17 protein-coding genes and 1 riboswitch are annotated in these 15,969 nt (G+C 34.0%); of the genes, 15 read left to right on the top strand and 2 right to left on the bottom strand.

What is annotated here, in order from left to right:
* The first annotated feature begins 7 nt into the window (after positions 1–7).
* The 12 genes from BUB80_RS09880 (at position 8) to BUB80_RS09825 (ending at position 9,940) form a co-directional block, all read left to right on the top strand.
* Positions 8–328 (top strand): hypothetical protein, encoded by a 321-nt coding sequence (locus BUB80_RS09880; RefSeq protein ID WP_054512747.1) that lies wholly within the window; start codon positions 8–10, stop codon positions 326–328.
* A gap of 3 nt (positions 329–331) precedes the next feature.
* Positions 332–1,006 carry an RluA family pseudouridine synthase gene (locus tag BUB80_RS09875; protein ID WP_073292767.1) on the top strand — a complete coding sequence of 225 codons (675 nt, stop codon included), beginning with the start codon at positions 332–334 and terminating at the stop codon, positions 1,004–1,006.
* 15 nt (positions 1,007–1,021) lie between these two features.
* Positions 1,022–1,864 (top strand): hypothetical protein, encoded by an 843-nt coding sequence (locus tag BUB80_RS09870; RefSeq protein ID WP_073292766.1) that lies wholly within the window; start codon positions 1,022–1,024, stop codon positions 1,862–1,864.
* A 210-nt stretch (positions 1,865–2,074) separates the two neighbouring features.
* Positions 2,075–2,662 carry a glycoside hydrolase family 19 protein gene (locus tag BUB80_RS09865; RefSeq protein WP_073292765.1) on the top strand — a complete coding sequence of 196 codons (588 nt, stop codon included), beginning with the start codon at positions 2,075–2,077 and terminating at the stop codon, positions 2,660–2,662.
* A 181-nt stretch (positions 2,663–2,843) separates the two neighbouring features.
* Positions 2,844–2,941: riboswitch (TPP riboswitch) on the top strand.
* A gap of 64 nt (positions 2,942–3,005) precedes the next feature.
* Positions 3,006–3,212, top strand: coding sequence for a sulfur carrier protein ThiS (thiS, locus tag BUB80_RS09860; RefSeq protein ID WP_073292764.1), 207 nt, complete (start codon positions 3,006–3,008; stop codon positions 3,210–3,212).
* 24 nt (positions 3,213–3,236) lie between these two features.
* The gene (thiC, locus tag BUB80_RS09855) at positions 3,237–5,048 is read left to right on the top strand and encodes a phosphomethylpyrimidine synthase ThiC (RefSeq protein ID WP_073292763.1); all 1,812 of its coding nucleotides are present in this window, start codon (positions 3,237–3,239) and stop codon (positions 5,046–5,048) included.
* Complete coding sequence (locus BUB80_RS09850; protein ID WP_073292762.1) at positions 5,045–5,629, top strand: thiamine phosphate synthase; 585 nt, start codon at positions 5,045–5,047, stop codon at positions 5,627–5,629. Before thiC ends, BUB80_RS09850 begins: the two co-directional genes overlap by 4 nt.
* A complete protein-coding gene (locus BUB80_RS09845; RefSeq protein ID WP_073292761.1) occupies positions 5,605–6,351 on the top strand; it encodes a hydroxymethylpyrimidine/phosphomethylpyrimidine kinase in 747 nt (248 codons plus the stop codon). The genes BUB80_RS09850 and BUB80_RS09845 overlap by 25 nt, the downstream gene beginning before the upstream one ends.
* A 2-nt stretch (positions 6,352–6,353) precedes the next feature.
* Positions 6,354–6,971 carry a thiamine phosphate synthase gene (locus tag BUB80_RS09840; protein ID WP_073292760.1) on the top strand — a complete coding sequence of 206 codons (618 nt, stop codon included), beginning with the start codon at positions 6,354–6,356 and terminating at the stop codon, positions 6,969–6,971.
* Positions 6,964–7,740: a thiazole synthase gene (locus BUB80_RS09835; protein ID WP_073292824.1), complete on the top strand. Its 777-nt coding sequence runs from the start codon at positions 6,964–6,966 to the stop codon at positions 7,738–7,740. Before BUB80_RS09840 ends, BUB80_RS09835 begins: the two co-directional genes overlap by 8 nt.
* A gap of 6 nt (positions 7,741–7,746) precedes the next feature.
* Positions 7,747–8,865, top strand: coding sequence for a 2-iminoacetate synthase ThiH (gene thiH, locus BUB80_RS09830; RefSeq protein ID WP_073292759.1), 1,119 nt, complete (start codon positions 7,747–7,749; stop codon positions 8,863–8,865).
* 364 nt (positions 8,866–9,229) lie between these two features.
* On the top strand, positions 9,230–9,940 hold the full coding sequence (locus tag BUB80_RS09825) for a HesA/MoeB/ThiF family protein (RefSeq protein ID WP_073292758.1): 711 nt from the start codon (positions 9,230–9,232) through the stop codon (positions 9,938–9,940).
* A 139-nt stretch (positions 9,941–10,079) separates the two neighbouring features.
* On the opposite strand, the gene BUB80_RS09820 is transcribed toward BUB80_RS09825, so the two are convergent.
* Complete coding sequence (locus tag BUB80_RS09820; RefSeq protein WP_073292757.1) at positions 10,080–12,305, bottom strand: outer membrane beta-barrel protein; 2,226 nt, start codon at positions 12,303–12,305, stop codon at positions 10,080–10,082.
* A gap of 72 nt (positions 12,306–12,377) precedes the next feature.
* Positions 12,378–13,214 (bottom strand): DUF5694 domain-containing protein, encoded by an 837-nt coding sequence (locus tag BUB80_RS09815; RefSeq protein ID WP_073292756.1) that lies wholly within the window; start codon positions 13,212–13,214, stop codon positions 12,378–12,380.
* Between the two features lie 181 nt (positions 13,215–13,395).
* On the opposite strand from BUB80_RS09815, the gene BUB80_RS09810 reads away from it, so the two are divergent.
* The 3 genes from BUB80_RS09810 to BUB80_RS09800 all read left to right on the top strand — a co-directional run bounded on the left by BUB80_RS09810 (position 13,396) and on the right by BUB80_RS09800 (position 15,908).
* Entirely contained in the window at positions 13,396–14,403 is a 1,008-nt protein-coding gene (locus tag BUB80_RS09810) for a sensor histidine kinase (protein ID WP_073292755.1), read from the top strand.
* Entirely contained in the window at positions 14,400–15,086 is a 687-nt protein-coding gene (locus BUB80_RS09805) for a LytR/AlgR family response regulator transcription factor (RefSeq protein ID WP_073292754.1), read from the top strand. The genes BUB80_RS09810 and BUB80_RS09805 overlap by 4 nt, the downstream gene beginning before the upstream one ends.
* An 87-nt stretch (positions 15,087–15,173) precedes the next feature.
* Positions 15,174–15,908 (top strand): HNH endonuclease signature motif containing protein, encoded by a 735-nt coding sequence (locus tag BUB80_RS09800; RefSeq protein WP_175549593.1) that lies wholly within the window; start codon positions 15,174–15,176, stop codon positions 15,906–15,908.
* The last annotated feature ends 61 nt before the right edge of the window (positions 15,909–15,969 follow it).

Below are 15,969 nucleotides of genomic sequence, written 5' to 3'. Positions count from 1 at the left end.
TTATTTAATGAGAAACCAACAAACGATACAAGGAATTATTTCCGTAATTGCTGTGATTTGCCTTGCAGCGGGATGGTTTAATATTTTTTCTCCGGACGTAAGTAATCTGCTTTCCAAAAGAGTGTTTTATATAATAATAGGAATAAGCTTTGTTCTTCAGGCTCCTTTTCTTTCCAATAAAAATTTTATTTATCCAATGTATGCGGCGGCGGGTTTATGTATTATCGGTGCATTTTTACCGTTGGATTCAAGATTGGCAGGAATGAAAACATTAGGACTTCTGGGAGGGATTATTCTTTCTTTTTCAAACAGACAAAGACAGGCTTAAAAAATGGAGGAGCAAATTGTTTATGAAGACAACCATCTTTTGGTGATAAACAAAAAAGTAGGTCAGCTTGTACAAGGTGATAAAACGGGTGACGAATCGTTATTAGATTCCATCAAAAATTTTATAAAAATAAGAGATGCTAAACCGGGAAATGTTTTTCTCGGTTTGGTTCATCGTATAGACCGCCCAACTTCTGGGTTAGTCATTTATGCTAAAACGTCCAAAGCACTTTCCCGTTTAACACAAATGGTTAAAAACAGGGAGGTGAAAAAAACGTATTGGGCAGTTGTGGCGAAAGAGATGATTCCGCAAAGTCAGCGTTTGGTGCATTATTTACAGAAGAACGAAAAAAATAATAAAGCCATTGTTTTCACAAAAGTAACGGAAGGGGCAAAAGAAGCGATTCTTACCTACCACGTTATTAAAAAGTTGGATAATTATCTTTTGCTGGAAATTGATCTTGAAACCGGAAGACATCACCAGATTAGAGCTCAACTATCTAAAAGTGGAGTTCCTATTAAAGGAGATTTAAAATATGGCGCACCTCGATCCAATCCGGATGGTGGAATTAATCTTCACGCAAGAAAACTAGAATTTATACACCCTGTCACCAAAGAAAATATTGAAATCATAGCTCCCGTTCCGCAGAATGATGCAATTTGGAGAGCTTGTGAATAGTAAAAACTAAATAAAATGAAACTTAAATTATTATTCTTTGCCACATTGTTGGCTTTTACCTCTTGTTCAAATAATGATGATGAAGTAACAACTGATATTACTCAGCCAGTTAACGGAAACACAGGTAAAGTATCTTGGAATTTCCCAAATTTATCGCAACCCTCTGCTGGAAATGAATTAAATTATACTTTTGATTATGATGCTCAAGGAAGAGTAACTAAAAAGATAGGAGGAAAGTTGGAACTTTCCGGAAGTACGGGGTTTTCTTATTTTTACTCGAAATCAGTTTATACAACAATATCTTACACAGGAAATATGGCGATTATGAAAAATTATAGTGGCGATACTAGTTTTAGTGTTATGTTGGAAGAAAGAAAGTTTGAGTTTGATAATCAAGGAAGAGTTATTAAATTAATTATTCCTCAGGTTAATAATGTATATATGGACAAGCATTTGACGTATACTTATGACACTTCAGGGAAATTGACCGAAATTTTGACTCAATATCCTAATATCCCTTACGACCCAACTGATCCTGCAGATTATATTTTGACATATGTAGAAAAGTTTACTTATAATAACTCAGGAAATTTAGAAAAGGCAATTAAAACTGAAAAGCATAATAATATTGATGCTTATGTTACGAATGAAATTATATTTGATAATTTTGATTCTACCCAAAATCCGTTCAAGAGTTTGGGTATTTTTGAAGATTATTTCTATTTTTCATTATCAAAAAATAACCCTCGAAGAAAAATTTCGAAAGAATTTAAACCTTATAGCAGTGAATTTTTTCTGAACCAATCAAATTGGACTAATCAATATAATTCTGATGGAAGCTTGAAGCTTTTTTACTAAAGAAATATTTAAAATAAATGCGAAGACTGTCTCAAATTGAGATGGTCTTTTTCATTTCAAATAAAATTCAAAACCTATTAGGTTTGTTTTATGTAAACAGCTTTAGAGATGAGATTCAGTAGAAATACCGAAATTCAAAGCAGTACTTCCACTATACCCATATTTGTTTTTTTAGGATAGCTTTATCCTATAATTTTAAAGGACAATATTATGCTTACACTTGGACAGCTTAAAGAAGCTACATGTTCGAAATCATCGTATGCTTCAGGGTTTTTACCCCATATTATAGAAAATTGTGAGCATTTTTCTATTAATACTCCTTCGAGAATTCTTAACTTTTTGGCACAACTCGGGCATGAAAGTGGTGGATTATTTTACACAGAAGAACTCGCAAGCGGAAGCGCTTATGAAGGGAGAAAAGATCTTGGAAATATTCAAAAAGGAGATGGCGTAAAATTTAAAGGAAGAGGATTGATTCAAATTACAGGCAGAGCAAATTATAAAGCAATATCAACTGCTTTAGGAACTGATTTTATTGTAAATCCTACACTTTTAGGAGGAAAGAATGTTACCAAATGCAGTAATGTACAATTAAAAAATGCAGCGCAAAGTGCAGGATGGTTCTGGAATACGAGACATTTAAATGAACTGGCAGATCAGATAGATATCCATAAAAGTATTGATACTGGAAATAATCTGGTTGTCTTTAAAAAAATTACAAAAACAATCAATGGGGGCTATAATGGTTTACCAGACAGGCTTAACAGATATAAAGCAGGCTTAAGTTATTTTCTTTAATGCCCGCTTTGGAAAATAATAAAAGTCAAGAATTATCTGGATCCATTTCATTCAAATGAAAGTTTGAAACCTTATTAGTAAGCGTACTTAAAAAACTACAGGACCATCTCAATTTGAAGATGGTTTTTTTATTTCAAATAAAATTCAATTTTGTGCATTTCAAAAAAATAACTACCTTCGTCCTATACTTTAGGGGTGTCTGTTAACAAACAGACTGAGACTTTACCCTTTGAACCTGATCTGGATCATACCAGCGTAGGGAAAAGTGAGATGACTTTTTGTTGTGCTTTCTATGCACAATTATGGCCATTCCTAAAGTGAAATGTTTAATTAAAACTTTGGAATGGAACTCACAATCAACCACACTCGAAAAACTTTTGCTGAACTTCCCGAAAATCTGGAAGTACTTTTAGCTATGGAAATCCCCGGAAAAAAGAAAGGTATTGCCGTAGCGCTCAACAATCGGATCATTCCACAGTCGGCCTGGCTGGAAACATTTCTCAAAGACAACGATTCTATTTTAATCATTACCGCTACTCAAGGCGGTTAATTCTCATAAATACCCAATCATTTTATGGCTCACAAAATCACACGTTCGCCGTTTCCGAACTCAAAGAAAATTTACGTTGAAGGGAAAATTCACCCGATTAATGTAGCAATGCGAGAAATACACTTAAGTCCGACGAAACTTACCAACGGAACTTTAGAAGAAAATCCTCCGGTTACAATTTACGATACCTCTGGACCTTATACGGATGAAAATTCAGAGATTGATATTGAAAAAGGTCTTCCAAGAATCAGAGAACAATGGATTTTGGATCGTGAAGATGTAGATGTTTTAGATAATATCACTTCAGAGTACGGGAAAAAACGTTTGGCTGATCCAAAATTGGCTGACTTACGATTTTCGTACAATCACAAACCAAAAGTTGCCAAAGAAGGAAAAGAAGTTACCCAGTTGTATTATGCAAGACAGGGAATTATTACTCCGGAAATGGAATATATCGCCATCAGAGAAAACCAGCGCATTGAGCAATTGGACACTGTTTCAAAAGATATGGCTTTTCAACATCCGGGAAATAGCTTTGGAGCAAGAACACCGAAAAGCAAAATTACTCCAGAGTTTGTAAGAGAAGAAATTGCGAGAGGAAGAGCCATCATTCCGAATAACATCAATCACCCGGAAAGTGAACCGATGATTATCGGAAGGAATTTCTTGGTTAAAATTAATGCCAACATAGGAAACAGTGCCGTTTCATCGAGTATTGACGAAGAAGTTGAAAAGGCGGTTTGGGCTTGTAGATGGGGCGCTGATACGATCATGGATTTGTCTACAGGGAAAAATATTCACGAAACAAGAGAGTGGATCATTAGAAATAGTCCGGTTCCGATTGGTACTGTTCCGATTTATCAGGCGTTGGAAAAAGTAAAAGGAGTTCCAGAAGATCTTACTTGGGAAATTTTTAAAGATACTTTAATCGAGCAGGCAGAGCAGGGGGTTTCTTACTTTACGATTCATGCCGGAGTTTTGTTGAGATATATTCATTTAACAGCCAACCGAGTAACAGGAATTGTTTCCAGAGGAGGTTCCATCATGGCAAAATGGTGTCTGTATCATCACAAAGAAAGCTTTTTATACACTCATTTTGAAGAGATTTGTGAGATCATGAAAAAATATGATGTTGCATTTTCTTTGGGAGACGGTCTTCGTCCGGGCTCAATTGCAGATGCAAACGATGAAGCTCAGTTTGCAGAATTAGAAACGTTAGGTGAACTTACAAAAATCGCCTGGAAACATAATGTTCAGGTGATGATTGAAGGTCCTGGCCACGTTCCGATGCACATGATCAAAGAAAATATGGAGAAGCAATTAGAAGTATGTGATGAAGCACCATTTTACACGTTAGGTCCTTTAACGACAGATATTGCACCGGGCTATGACCATATAACTTCAGGAATTGGAGCGGCAATGATTGGCTGGTTTGGTTGTGCGATGTTGTGTTATGTAACGCCGAAAGAACATTTAGGACTTCCGAACAGAGAAGATGTAAAAGTTGGGGTAATCACCTATAAATTAGCTGCTCATGCTGCAGATTTAGCGAAAGGTCATCCAGGAGCACAATACAGAGACAATGCTTTAAGCAAAGCGAGGTTTGAATTCAGATGGGAGGATCAATTTAATCTTTCATTAGATCCTGAAACCGCGCGATCGTATCATGATGAAACATTGCCGGCAGACGGAGCAAAAATTGCCCATTTCTGTTCAATGTGCGGGCCTAAATTCTGCTCTATGAAAATCACACAGGAAATTCGTGAGTCTGCAGAAAAAGGGATGTTTGACAAATCACAGGAATTCATCGAAAAAGGGAAAGAAATTTATATATGATCATCGTTATCACTCCCGAAGAAATGATAAAGAATGAAGCAGAATTGATTAATGAATTATTTCAGGAAGGATTGGATGTACTTCACATCAGAAAGCCTTTCATTAATTCAGAAGAAATTAAGAATTTTATTCAAAAGATAGATTCAGAATTTCATCATCAATTGGTATTGCAGAGTCATTATGATTTGGTGGAGAATTTTAATATTTCAAGATTTCATTTCAGAGAAATTGACAGGCAAAATATTGTACATGAATCTTTTACAGATAAAATCATTTCAACGTCTGTTCATGATATTGAAATATTTAATGAATTAGGTGAAGAATGGGATTACGCTTTTATCAGTCCTATTTTTCCAAGTATTTCTAAAAAAGGATACGGAGAAAATTCAACGATTTTGGATGATATTAAAAAGCAAGACAATCCAAATGTAAAACTGATGGCTTTGGGAGGAATTAATGAAAATAATATCAACAAAGCTTTTGAAAGTGGAGTAGATGGAGTGGCTTTATTAGGTGCAATTTGGGAGAGTGATGAACCTTTAAATGTTTTCAAAAAATGCAGAAAGAACGTTCTTTTGTAATGAGTATTGCCGGCTATGATCCAAGTGGTGGAGCAGGTTTGTTGGCAGATATTAAAACATTTGAACAATTGAAAGTTCAGGGGTTGGGAGTTTGTACGGCAATGACTTTACAGACAGAATCTCGATGTTTAAGCTTGAATTGGCAACCATTATCTGAAATCATACAATCAATTGAGATTTTAATGAAAAGCTATGATGTTCAGGTTGTTAAAATTGGAGTTGTTAAGGATGCATGGATGCTTGGGGAAATAGTAACAACAATTAAATTGATTAATCCTGAAGCAAAAATAGTCTGGGATCCGGTGTTGAAAAGCACGTCTGAGTTTTCTTTTTTTGATTTGAGTACAATTCCCGAATTGGAAAATGTTTTAAAACAAATTGATTTAATCACCCCAAATTACAATGAATATCAAGTTTTAAAAGAAGCTCATCTTTTCTCACAATCACAAAGTTCGTGTTCGGTTCTTATTAAAGGCGGTCACAGAGAGGATAAAGTGGGAACAGATATTTTAATTGAGAATGGAAAAGAAATTATAATTGAACCCAATGATAAAATTTCTGTTTTCTACTCAAAACACGGGTCAGGTTGTGTGCTTTCTTCGGCTATTGCAAGCTATTTAGCTTTAGGCAACAATTTGGAAGAGGCCTGCAAACAAGGAAAGTTGTATATCGAAGAATTTTTAAAAAGCAATCCCTCTTTATTAGGGTATCATTCAAATTAACAATGGAAAAATTACAATACATATCTCAAGGATTTACCATAGAAGATCAGGAACTGAACATCCGAAAAGCTCTTGATAATGGAGTGAAATGGATTCAAGTTCGTTGGAAAAATGCTCTGGAAAATGAATTCATCAAACTTTGTGAAATCTCAAAAAAGCTATGCTCGGATAATCAGGCGGTTTGTATCATCAATGATCATGTTCATATTGCGAAAGATATTGATGCAGACGGCGTTCACTTAGGTTTGAATGATCAATCTATCGAAATAGCAAGACAGGTTTTAGGAAAAGATAAAATCATAGGCGGAACAGCTAATACGCTTTCAGATGTTCTACAAAGAATAAATGAAGGATGTGATTATATTGGTTTGGGACCGTTAAGATTTACCTCAACGAAAGAAAAACTCAGTCCTATTTTAGGTTTTGAAGGTTATGAAAAAATCATTCAGGACTTAAAAACTCAGTCATTGGAAGTTCCAAAAATCTTTGCAATTGGCGGAGTTGTCCTCAATGACATTGAATTACTACAGCAAATCGGAATATATGGTGTTGCCGTTTCAGGTTTAATTACGAACGAAACCGCTACAGTACATGAAATTAAACTCGCATTACATGAATAATCAACAATTAATAATAGCAGATAGAGCCTTCGAATCGAGATTGTTTTTAGGAACAGGAAAATTCGGAAGTCTTGAAGAAATGGCAGAATCAATTATCGCTTCAGAAACCAATATGGTAACGATGGCTTTGAAACGAATAGATTCCCAATCCTCGGAAGATGATTTGTTAGGTTCATTAAGATCTACAAGAGCGCATCTTTTGCCTAATACTTCAGGAGCAAGAACAGCCAAAGAAGCAGTATTAGCGGCACAATTGGCAAGAGAAGCATTGGAAACGAATTGGGTTAAATTAGAAATCCATCCCGATTCTAAATATTTATTACCCGATCCTATTGAAACGTTGTATGCTACGGAGGAATTGGCAAAATTAGGATTTATTGTAATGCCTTACATTCACGCCGATCCTGTTTTATGCAAACGTTTGGAAGATGCAGGAACGGCTGTCGTTATGCCACTTGGAGCACCAATTGGTACGAATAAAGGCTTGAGGACAGTAGATTTTTTAGAGATCATTATCAGCCAGAGTAATGTTCCGGTAGTGGTGGATGCAGGAATTGGTGCTCCTTCCGACGCGGCAAAAGCAATGGAAATGGGCGCAGATGCAGTTTTGGTAAATACAGCGATTGCAGTGGCAAGGAATCCAATACATATGGCGTTGGCTTTTAAAGAAGGCGTAATTGCAGGAAGAAGAGCCTATGAATCAGGGTTGGGAGCGATTGAAAATCAGGCAAAAGCCTCTAGCCCGTTGACATCTTTCTTATTTGAATAAAAAATCATGAACAGTTTTAAAGATATTTTTGAAAATTATCACTGGGATGATATTAAAGCCAAATTGGAAAAAGTAACCTTATCTGATGTTGAAAACAGCCTGCAAAAAAGTACGAAAACAATAGAAGATTTTCTGAATTTTCTTTCTCCTGTTGCGGCTCAGAAATTAGAACTGATGGCTCAGATGACGCAGAAAATCACACAGAAACGTTTTGGAAAAACAATTCAGCTGTATGCACCATTGTATCTGAGTAATGAATGTCAGAATATCTGCACTTATTGTGGTTTTAGCTTAGACAATTCCCTTAAAAGAAAAACACTTTCCAGTACGGAGCTTATTATAGAAGCCATGGCGTTAAAGGCAATGGAAGTTAATCATGTGTTGCTGGTAAGCGGGGAAGCGAATAAAACGGTGGGACTTTCCTATTTTTTGACGGCGGTTCGTTTCCTGAAACCTCATTTTGCTAATATTTCTATTGAAGTTCAGCCGTTGTTGCAGGAAGAATATCAACAACTTCACGATGAAGGCGTGAATGCGGTTTTGGTATATCAGGAAACGTATCATCAGGAAGTTTATAAAGAATATCATCCGAAAGGAAAGAAGTCTAATTTCAATTTTCGTTTAGAAACGCCTGATAGAATAGGAAAGGCAGGAATTCATAAAATGGGTTTGGGCGTTTTATTAGGTTTGGAAGATTGGCGGGTTGATAGTTTTTTCAACGCCCTTCACATCGATTATTTACAGAAACAATATTGGAAAAGTAAGTTTTCGGTTTCATTTCCTAGATTACGCCCTGCGGAAGGTATTATCGAGCCTAATTTTATTATGGAGGATAAAGATTTATTACAATTAATCTGTGCTTATCGAATTTGGAATGAAGAGTTGGAGATATCCATTTCCACCAGAGAAAATGAAAAGTTCAGAAATAATATCATTTCATTGGGTGCAACGGCAATGAGTGCCGGATCAAAGACGAATCCTGGAGGGTATGTGGTAGATCCTGAATCGTTGGAACAGTTTGAAACCAGCGATGAAAGAAGCATGAATGAAATGAGAAGTATTATTAAACAGGCGGGCTATGATCCTGTGATGAAAGACTGGGATTCTGTGTATAGTGGAATTTAGAATTTAAAAGATTTTGAACCATTAAGAAAATTGAAGAGATTAAGTTTAGTTAAGAAAAAATCAAATAGATTTTAAGTACTAAAAGCAATGTTCTTTACAACGAAATTGTTTAAGCTCTTTTATTTTAACCGCAAAAGACACAAAAGATTAATAAATTATAAGTTTATCCTGAAATGTAAAAAAAAGAATACATAAGTTGAAAAAATCTTAGATTTTTACTCTTTTGCGGGCTTTGTTTTCAAAATAGTTAAACTTTAAATGATTCAATAATAGCTTTTGTGTCTTTTGTGGTTTAATTCTTTAATTAGTTTAAACAGGCTTAGCTTAAAAAACCTTAATGGTTTAAAATAATGAAAAATTATAAATGAAAAGCGAAGATATTTTTGCACGATACAGCCGACAGATCTTCATTGAAGAAATAGGTTTGGATGGACAACGAAAAATAATGAAATCCAAAGTGCTTGTGATTGGAGCAGGCGGATTAGGAAGTCCTGTGATTCAGTATTTAGCAGCTGCAGGAGTTGGAGTTTTAGGGGTAATGGATTTTGATGAAGTAGAATTACATAATTTAAATCGACAAATTATTCACAATGAAAATTCGGTGGGTGTTTCTAAGGTTAAAAGTGCAGAGCAGTTTATAAGCAACCTCAACCGTCATGTTCAGTTTATTGGAATTGAAAAGAAACTAGATGAATCCAATGCAGAAGAAACTATTTCTCAATTTGATGTTGTTATTGATGGTTCAGATAATTTCAAAACAAGATATTTAGTCAATGACGTTTGTGTAAAACTAGGTAAGCCTTTAATTTACGGGAGTATTTTAGGGTTTTCTGGGCAGGTTGCTATTTTTAATTATCAGGGAAGTAAACATTTAAGAGATCTATTTCCCGAGCCACCTATTGATGAAGATCTTCCGGATTGCGACAGCCTGGGCGTTTTGGGTGCATTGCCTGGAATTGTAGGAAGTATGATGGCAAGTTTAACCTTAAAATTGATTACGAGTTTACCTTTAAACATCAATCAACTCACATTAATTGATACATTGAGCTGGAGATTTCAAACTGTTGATTTTTAATAACAATATTCAATAAGTTTTGGCTAAAGCCAATTTGAATTTTTTGCATAAAAAAAACGGACTAAAGTCCGTTTCTATTGATGAAGTATTCGTGTTATTCGTGCAAAATATTCGTGCTAATTTGTGTTTAAACAAAAAATTATTGTGCCTGCTGCATTACACTGGTATCTTCTTTCTTCGTTTGGTTCAAAATGTTTGAATCCTCTTTAGCCAATTTATTTTTGGTCGGAATCTTATAATTAATTGACAATCCGAAGTTTCTGCTGTCGTACTTATTTCTCAACATCACAGTTTCTCCTACAGGCGGATTAGAACGTACCTGCATTACCTGGCCATTGAAAATATCATTTGCAAAGACAGAAACCGTTAAGCGATTATCCATAAACTTCTTTGTTAAAGTAATATCAACATTGTTGTTAAATGGTTTTTCTGCAGTAAAGTAAAAATATCCCGCTTGTGGTGTTAAGTAACTGTAATTAGCGGTTAGTTTTATCTGTTTTGGTAAAATCAATTGGGTAGATACATTAAAAATCCAAAACCCTTTATTGTTCAAGTTATCAATTTGATGCTTCTGATATCCCGCATAAACATACATGAAATTAATTTTATCAGGATTAAAATTAAACTTCATAATCTCACTTAGTGATTTACTGAAGATCATAAAAGGAATAGGAAGTCCAATATTGAAATTATGAATTTTCATATTGGAAATATTTACCTGCTCGTTAAAAAGATTTTTCCCATCTTTTCTGATGATCTGTGCTACTTGATTCGTTGCAGAGCTTACGCTGTAGCCAATAAAAGCATAATCAAAAGCCGAGATCTTTAATTCATAATTATCAAAAATGGTTGGTTGTAGATTGGGGTTACCTGTTACTTGAGTATTGGGACCTTGAAACGTTGTATTGTTCGGGTTTAAGGCTGAAATACTTGGCAAGCTTATCTTTTTATTATAGTTGGCAGCAATATAAACCTGACTCATCATGTTATACTGCACACTCGCATTAGGGAATAGTTTAAACTTATTAAAAGGCATTAAATTATCCTGAACTAATTTTTTGTCTTGGTCAAAAAATCTTGTTACCCCAGAGATATCATAGTTTTCAGCACGTGAACCTAATGTAAAATCAAACTTTTTTAGTTTTGCCTGAAATTCCAAATACGTTGAAGCTGTTTGTCTTTGATACTCTAAATTGGTTAATCCAAAACTTTCAGTATCATAATCCTGTCTTTCGTATAAACCTCCAAAACTTACTTTTCCACCATCTAGAAGTTTGATAGGTTGTGAATAATCAATTTTAAAGTTGGCAATTCTCATATCAGATTTGTTATTCAGAACATTTCCACCAACAATAGAGATGGGTTGGCCATCTGAATATTTTCCTTCTCTGAAAAGATTATTTTGATCAAATTTGCTCGTAGATTTTGTGTATCCGAATTGGAAATCTAGTTTCTGAGATTTATCTGTAAAACGCTTTTGATACGTCACGACAGCTTCTTGTCTTAGATTATTAGTAAAGGCTGCATCGGAAGCATTGAAGATGAAATCTCTGTAAGAATATTCTTGCGGATCAGTATTAGGAATCTTAATCTTTTCAGCACCTTCACCATTACTCAGTGTATAATTACTGTTGTTGTTGTGATAAATATCGTAGTTTAATAATAATTTATCCTGCCCAAGATCAAAAGTTAATCCTGATTTTGCAAAATAACCTCGCCCATATCTATCTGTATTGCTTAGTAATAGATTATCCTGATTGGTATCCATCATACTTTCGCGGTAATTCTGACCCACATTCAACTGCCATCCAAAATATTTATTTCGGGCATTTAAGTTCAATGAATTACTGGTTCGGCTTCTGTATTTATCGTAATTGGTAAATGAATAATTTCCTGAATAGGTTGCTGTTAAATATTTATTGGCATTCTTATTCGTGATGATATTCATGATGGCACCTCCTGAAGTGGCGGGGTATTCAGCACCAGGTTGGGTTACTACTTCTATTCTGTCAACAGAGTTGGCGGGCATTCCTTCCAAGAAAGAATTTAATTCATTGGAAGTAATGTTTAAAGGTCTTCCATTCAGATAAACCTCCAAAAATTTTCCCTGATACATCATTCCTCCAATATCTGTAGAAATAAGTCCTGGGAGTTTTTTTATCCCTTCTAAAACATTTCCGTTATTAAGCTGAGGTTGTTCAGAAAAATCAAAGATCGTACGATCTGCTTTTTGTTCAACGGCTTTTTTAGTTTTGGTGATGGTCACCCCTTCAATTTCCTTTTCTTTTACCTGACTATTGGTCTTCTCCTGTGCATAGGTAAACATAGAGCCTATCACAGAAAGAACGAATATAGTTTTTTTCATACTGTTTTTTTACTACTATTCAGTTAGACGCAGAAAAGGAAATTTTGTTACAAAAAAGCTTTTGTGAGTATATTAAAGGGAATTGAATTCTATATAATCAAACTCAGGAGATGAAGTGAATAGCTGTCTTAACACTGATGCATGACCATTTCCTGCAATGACAAGTATTCTATCTTCTGTATTGTGAGGGATATTCTGAATATTACGAAACATTCTAAGGTTTCTGTTATACCAATACATTGAAAGCATATCTGCACCGTCGTGGTCTCTTAGCTTAAAATCTCCTGTAAGATAAGCACCATATTCATACTGATGGTATTCTTTACTGTTCATATACTTAAAGTTTTCCAGAATAGATGTAAAGCTTTTAGGTTCGCTACTTTTAAAGAAATCGTTATATTGATTAGATATCGCATCATCACTCTGAAAATCATAATCTTGGCTAATCTTATTGAAATAGACAGAATCTTGTTTTCCAAACTTTTCTTCAAAGTCTCCCCAGACAGATGCTGCATCTATACTGAATAGTTCATTGAGCTTAAGTTCGGTAGCAATACGCATCGCAAGCTGATAACGCTCATCTCTTTTATCTCTGTGCTTTCCTTCGCTATATTCTTTTAGTTTTTGGTTGGCGTTCCATTTTGGCCATGCCTCGATGGCTATTTTTGTAGGTTTAAACTTTTTGATGTACTCCACAAGTTCTGTTACTTCTTTGGCAGTTTTAGGAGCAAGAACATCTACTTGGTCGCTTTTTTCTGTTTTATGAGCATCAAGATTAGGATAATCAAAATGGAATGATCCTACGACCAAAACTTTGGTTTTAGGGTTGCTAAAATACTCTGATGGTTTTTTCTGAGCCGTAAGAAAAGTAGAGAAGCATACGAGTAGGCAATAGATTAATGTTTTCATAATTATTTTATTTGTTAGTTATTTTATTTTGATACTCCAAAGGTAGATTTAAGGTAAAACCTATGAAATAGCGTTTAGATAAAGCCTTTAATTCTCGGGGTTAAAAGATTTTCGTCGGAAAAAAACAGTCGTTCATCGGAAATTAGAGTTCATAACTTCCCAGATATTCTATTTTTGCTTTATGAAAGCGAACAAACTTATTTATCTGCATATTTTCTTCTGGGGAATTTATATGATCGGATCGGTTCTTATTCCTTATTTTATATTTAATACAGAGAGAATCATTCTTAATATAACTTTCTTCCTCACGAGTTTTATTTGCTTTTATGTGAACTATTTTATGGTAGCTCCCAACTTTTTTGATGCAAGTAAATGGTATAAATCTGTGATTGCATTTTTGTTGAGTGCTTCGTGTTTTGTTTTTGTTCGATATTCTGTGGAAGAGATCTTATTGCCTGCAACAATAGGATTAAGGAATTATAAAGAAGGAACTAATTTCGGATTTTACTTTTTCGATAATATTTTTTACAGCAGTACCACTATCTTTATCAGTACCACTTTTTGGTTTTTTAAATATTTTGTTGAGGTAGAAAAAGAGAAATCAGAATTAATTGAAGCCAAAAAAACAGCAGAATTGCAGGCGTTGAAAACACAGATTAATCCACATTTTATTTTTAATTCTTTAAATAATATTTATTCTCTTGTATATCAAAAATCTGATAAAGCGCTGCCTGCGCTTGAAGAGTTGAGCCAACTCCTGAGATACAGTACCAAAGATCTGGAGAAAGATTTTATAACATTAGATAAAGAAATAGGATATATTGAGAGTTTGATCGCGTTAGAAAGTTTAAGACTGAAAAACCCGGAACTTTTGCTCGTTGAAAAGAACATCAATTTCCCTAAACTTAATATTTCTCCTATGCTTATTGTTCCGTTTGTAGAAAATGCCTTTAAACATGGAGATTTTAGAGAGAAGGGGTTTGTTGTAAAGATGTCTGATGATAACAAAGTCCTTCATTTTAATCTTCATAATTTCAAAAAAGATAAGATGAAAGATTCTACGTCGGGTATTGGAATTGAAAATGTAAAGAAAAGGCTCGAAATTTTATATCCCAAAAAGCACGAACTCAATATAAGAGAAACCGAATCGGAATTTATTGTAGATTTGAAAATCAATTTTGCTGAATGAATAAGATAAAATGTATGGTCGTGGATGACGAGCCATTGGCAATTTCCCTGTTGGAAAACTACGTTCGAAAAATTCCGTTTCTGGAATTGGTCTTTTCCACAGAAAACCCGATAGAAGCTTTAGATTATATTCAAAATAATGAGGCAGATCTGGTTTTTCTTGATATTCAAATGCCTGAATTAACGGGGATTAATTTCATGAAAATTGTCGGCGATAAATTAAAATATATTTTAACGACCGCGTATTCTGAGTATGCGTTGGAAGGCTATGAACACAATATCGTCGATTATCTTTTAAAACCTATTTCGTTTGAACGTTTTTATCAAAGTTCATTGAAGGCTCAGGAACGTTTTTCTTTTGTTGAAAATAAAGTAGATTCTCATTTTTTTGTAAAATCTTCCGGTCAGCAACACCGTATTAATTTTGAAGATATTCTTTATATAGAAAGCATTAAAGATTATGTAAACATCAAAACTGCCAACCAGGAATATATTGTGCTGGACACGTTAAAATCTCTCGAACAGCAACTTTCTGAATGGTCTTTTGTAAGAATTCACAAATCATTTATTATCAATACCAATCAGATTAAAAGCATCAGTGCTAAAAAAGTGAATTTATTTTCGGAGCAGGAAATTCCAATCGGAGATATGTATAGAGAGAATTTTCTAAAGAAACTGAAATAAAGAACTTGTTTAAATAGCTACTTGAGCAGCTTGCTTATGATGTATATATTTGATTTAGAAAGATTATATTTTGTATATTTAGAATATATGAAGCCTAATATAAATAAACATGGTTTATCTAGATATATTCCAGAAGATATAAAAAGAGAAATTCGTAAAAAGTCTGGTTTTGGATGCGTTATTTGTGGTAAGGGAATTTATGAATATGATCATATAAATCCTGAATTTAATGATGCAAAAACTCATGATCCAAATGGAATAACTTTATTGTGTGGCCAATGTCATTCAAAGAAAACAAGAAAATTTCTTTCAAGAGAAACAATATTAGAAATGATGGCTAATCCAGTACCATTTGTAACAGGATTTGTTAATGAGTCAATGGATATTAAATTGGATGAAAATTTAATTATTAAGATTGGTGCTGCAATATTTACAAATTGCCCTATTCCGATTGTATTTAAAGGAAAAGAGGTATTGAAAATTTCTAAGCCTTCAGACGGAAGTACCAATATTTTATTAAGTGGGATTTTTTTTGATTCTATTGGTAATAAATCATTAATAATTGAAAATAATGAATGGAAAGCGAATACAGAAAATTGGGATATTATTACGAAGGGGGGAGAATTAATAATAAAAAATGAATTTGAACCATTCTTGATTATGGAAAACGATAAACGTAATATTTTAAATATTAAGTTTTTTAAAACTGAAATTGGAAATATGAAATTTGTGATGAGTGATCAGGGGATTTTTATTAATAATTCTAGAATTATAAAGGAATTTATTGCTGAAAATTGTCAAATTGGAATGATGATAGGATAAAGTTTTTGTCATATCCTCTAAAATTGATTATTACTAGATATTTATTGGAGTTTCATCAGAA

Origin of the sequence: Chryseobacterium polytrichastri, from assembly GCF_900142445.1 — a bacterium.
Taxonomy (GTDB): Bacteria; Bacteroidota; Bacteroidia; order Flavobacteriales; family Weeksellaceae; genus Chryseobacterium; species Chryseobacterium polytrichastri.
Note: the sequence above shows the minus strand (reverse complement) of the source record. Positions and strands in the feature narration are given on the sequence as shown.

Excerpts from the sequence above, each read along its gene's own strand:
- BUB80_RS09845 (WP_073292761.1), top strand. The coding sequence starts at position 5,605 with ATGCAGAAAGAACGTTCTTTTGTAATGAGTATTGCCGGCTATGATCCA.
- BUB80_RS09840 (WP_073292760.1), top strand. The coding sequence starts at position 6,354 with ATGGAAAAATTACAATACATATCTCAAGGATTTACCATAGAAGATCAG.
- thiH (WP_073292759.1), top strand. The coding sequence starts at position 7,747 with ATGAACAGTTTTAAAGATATTTTTGAAAATTATCACTGGGATGATATT.
- BUB80_RS09805 (WP_073292754.1), top strand. The coding sequence starts at position 14,400 with ATGAATAAGATAAAATGTATGGTCGTGGATGACGAGCCATTGGCAATT.
- BUB80_RS09815 (WP_073292756.1), bottom strand. The coding sequence starts at position 13,214 with ATGAAAACATTAATCTATTGCCTACTCGTATGCTTCTCTACTTTTCTT.
- thiS (WP_073292764.1), top strand. The coding sequence starts at position 3,006 with ATGGAACTCACAATCAACCACACTCGAAAAACTTTTGCTGAACTTCCC.
- BUB80_RS09870 (WP_073292766.1), top strand. The coding sequence starts at position 1,022 with ATGAAACTTAAATTATTATTCTTTGCCACATTGTTGGCTTTTACCTCT.
- BUB80_RS09825 (WP_073292758.1), top strand. The coding sequence starts at position 9,230 with ATGAAAAGCGAAGATATTTTTGCACGATACAGCCGACAGATCTTCATT.
- thiC (WP_073292763.1), top strand. The coding sequence starts at position 3,237 with ATGGCTCACAAAATCACACGTTCGCCGTTTCCGAACTCAAAGAAAATT.
- BUB80_RS09880 (WP_054512747.1), top strand. The coding sequence starts at position 8 with ATGAGAAACCAACAAACGATACAAGGAATTATTTCCGTAATTGCTGTG.
- BUB80_RS09865 (WP_073292765.1), top strand. The coding sequence starts at position 2,075 with ATGCTTACACTTGGACAGCTTAAAGAAGCTACATGTTCGAAATCATCG.
- BUB80_RS09875 (WP_073292767.1), top strand. The coding sequence starts at position 332 with ATGGAGGAGCAAATTGTTTATGAAGACAACCATCTTTTGGTGATAAAC.
- BUB80_RS09850 (WP_073292762.1), top strand. The coding sequence starts at position 5,045 with ATGATCATCGTTATCACTCCCGAAGAAATGATAAAGAATGAAGCAGAA.
- BUB80_RS09800 (WP_175549593.1), top strand. The coding sequence starts at position 15,174 with ATGAAGCCTAATATAAATAAACATGGTTTATCTAGATATATTCCAGAA.
- BUB80_RS09835 (WP_073292824.1), top strand. The coding sequence starts at position 6,964 with ATGAATAATCAACAATTAATAATAGCAGATAGAGCCTTCGAATCGAGA.
- BUB80_RS09810 (WP_073292755.1), top strand. The coding sequence starts at position 13,396 with ATGAAAGCGAACAAACTTATTTATCTGCATATTTTCTTCTGGGGAATT.
- BUB80_RS09820 (WP_073292757.1), bottom strand. The coding sequence starts at position 12,305 with ATGAAAAAAACTATATTCGTTCTTTCTGTGATAGGCTCTATGTTTACC.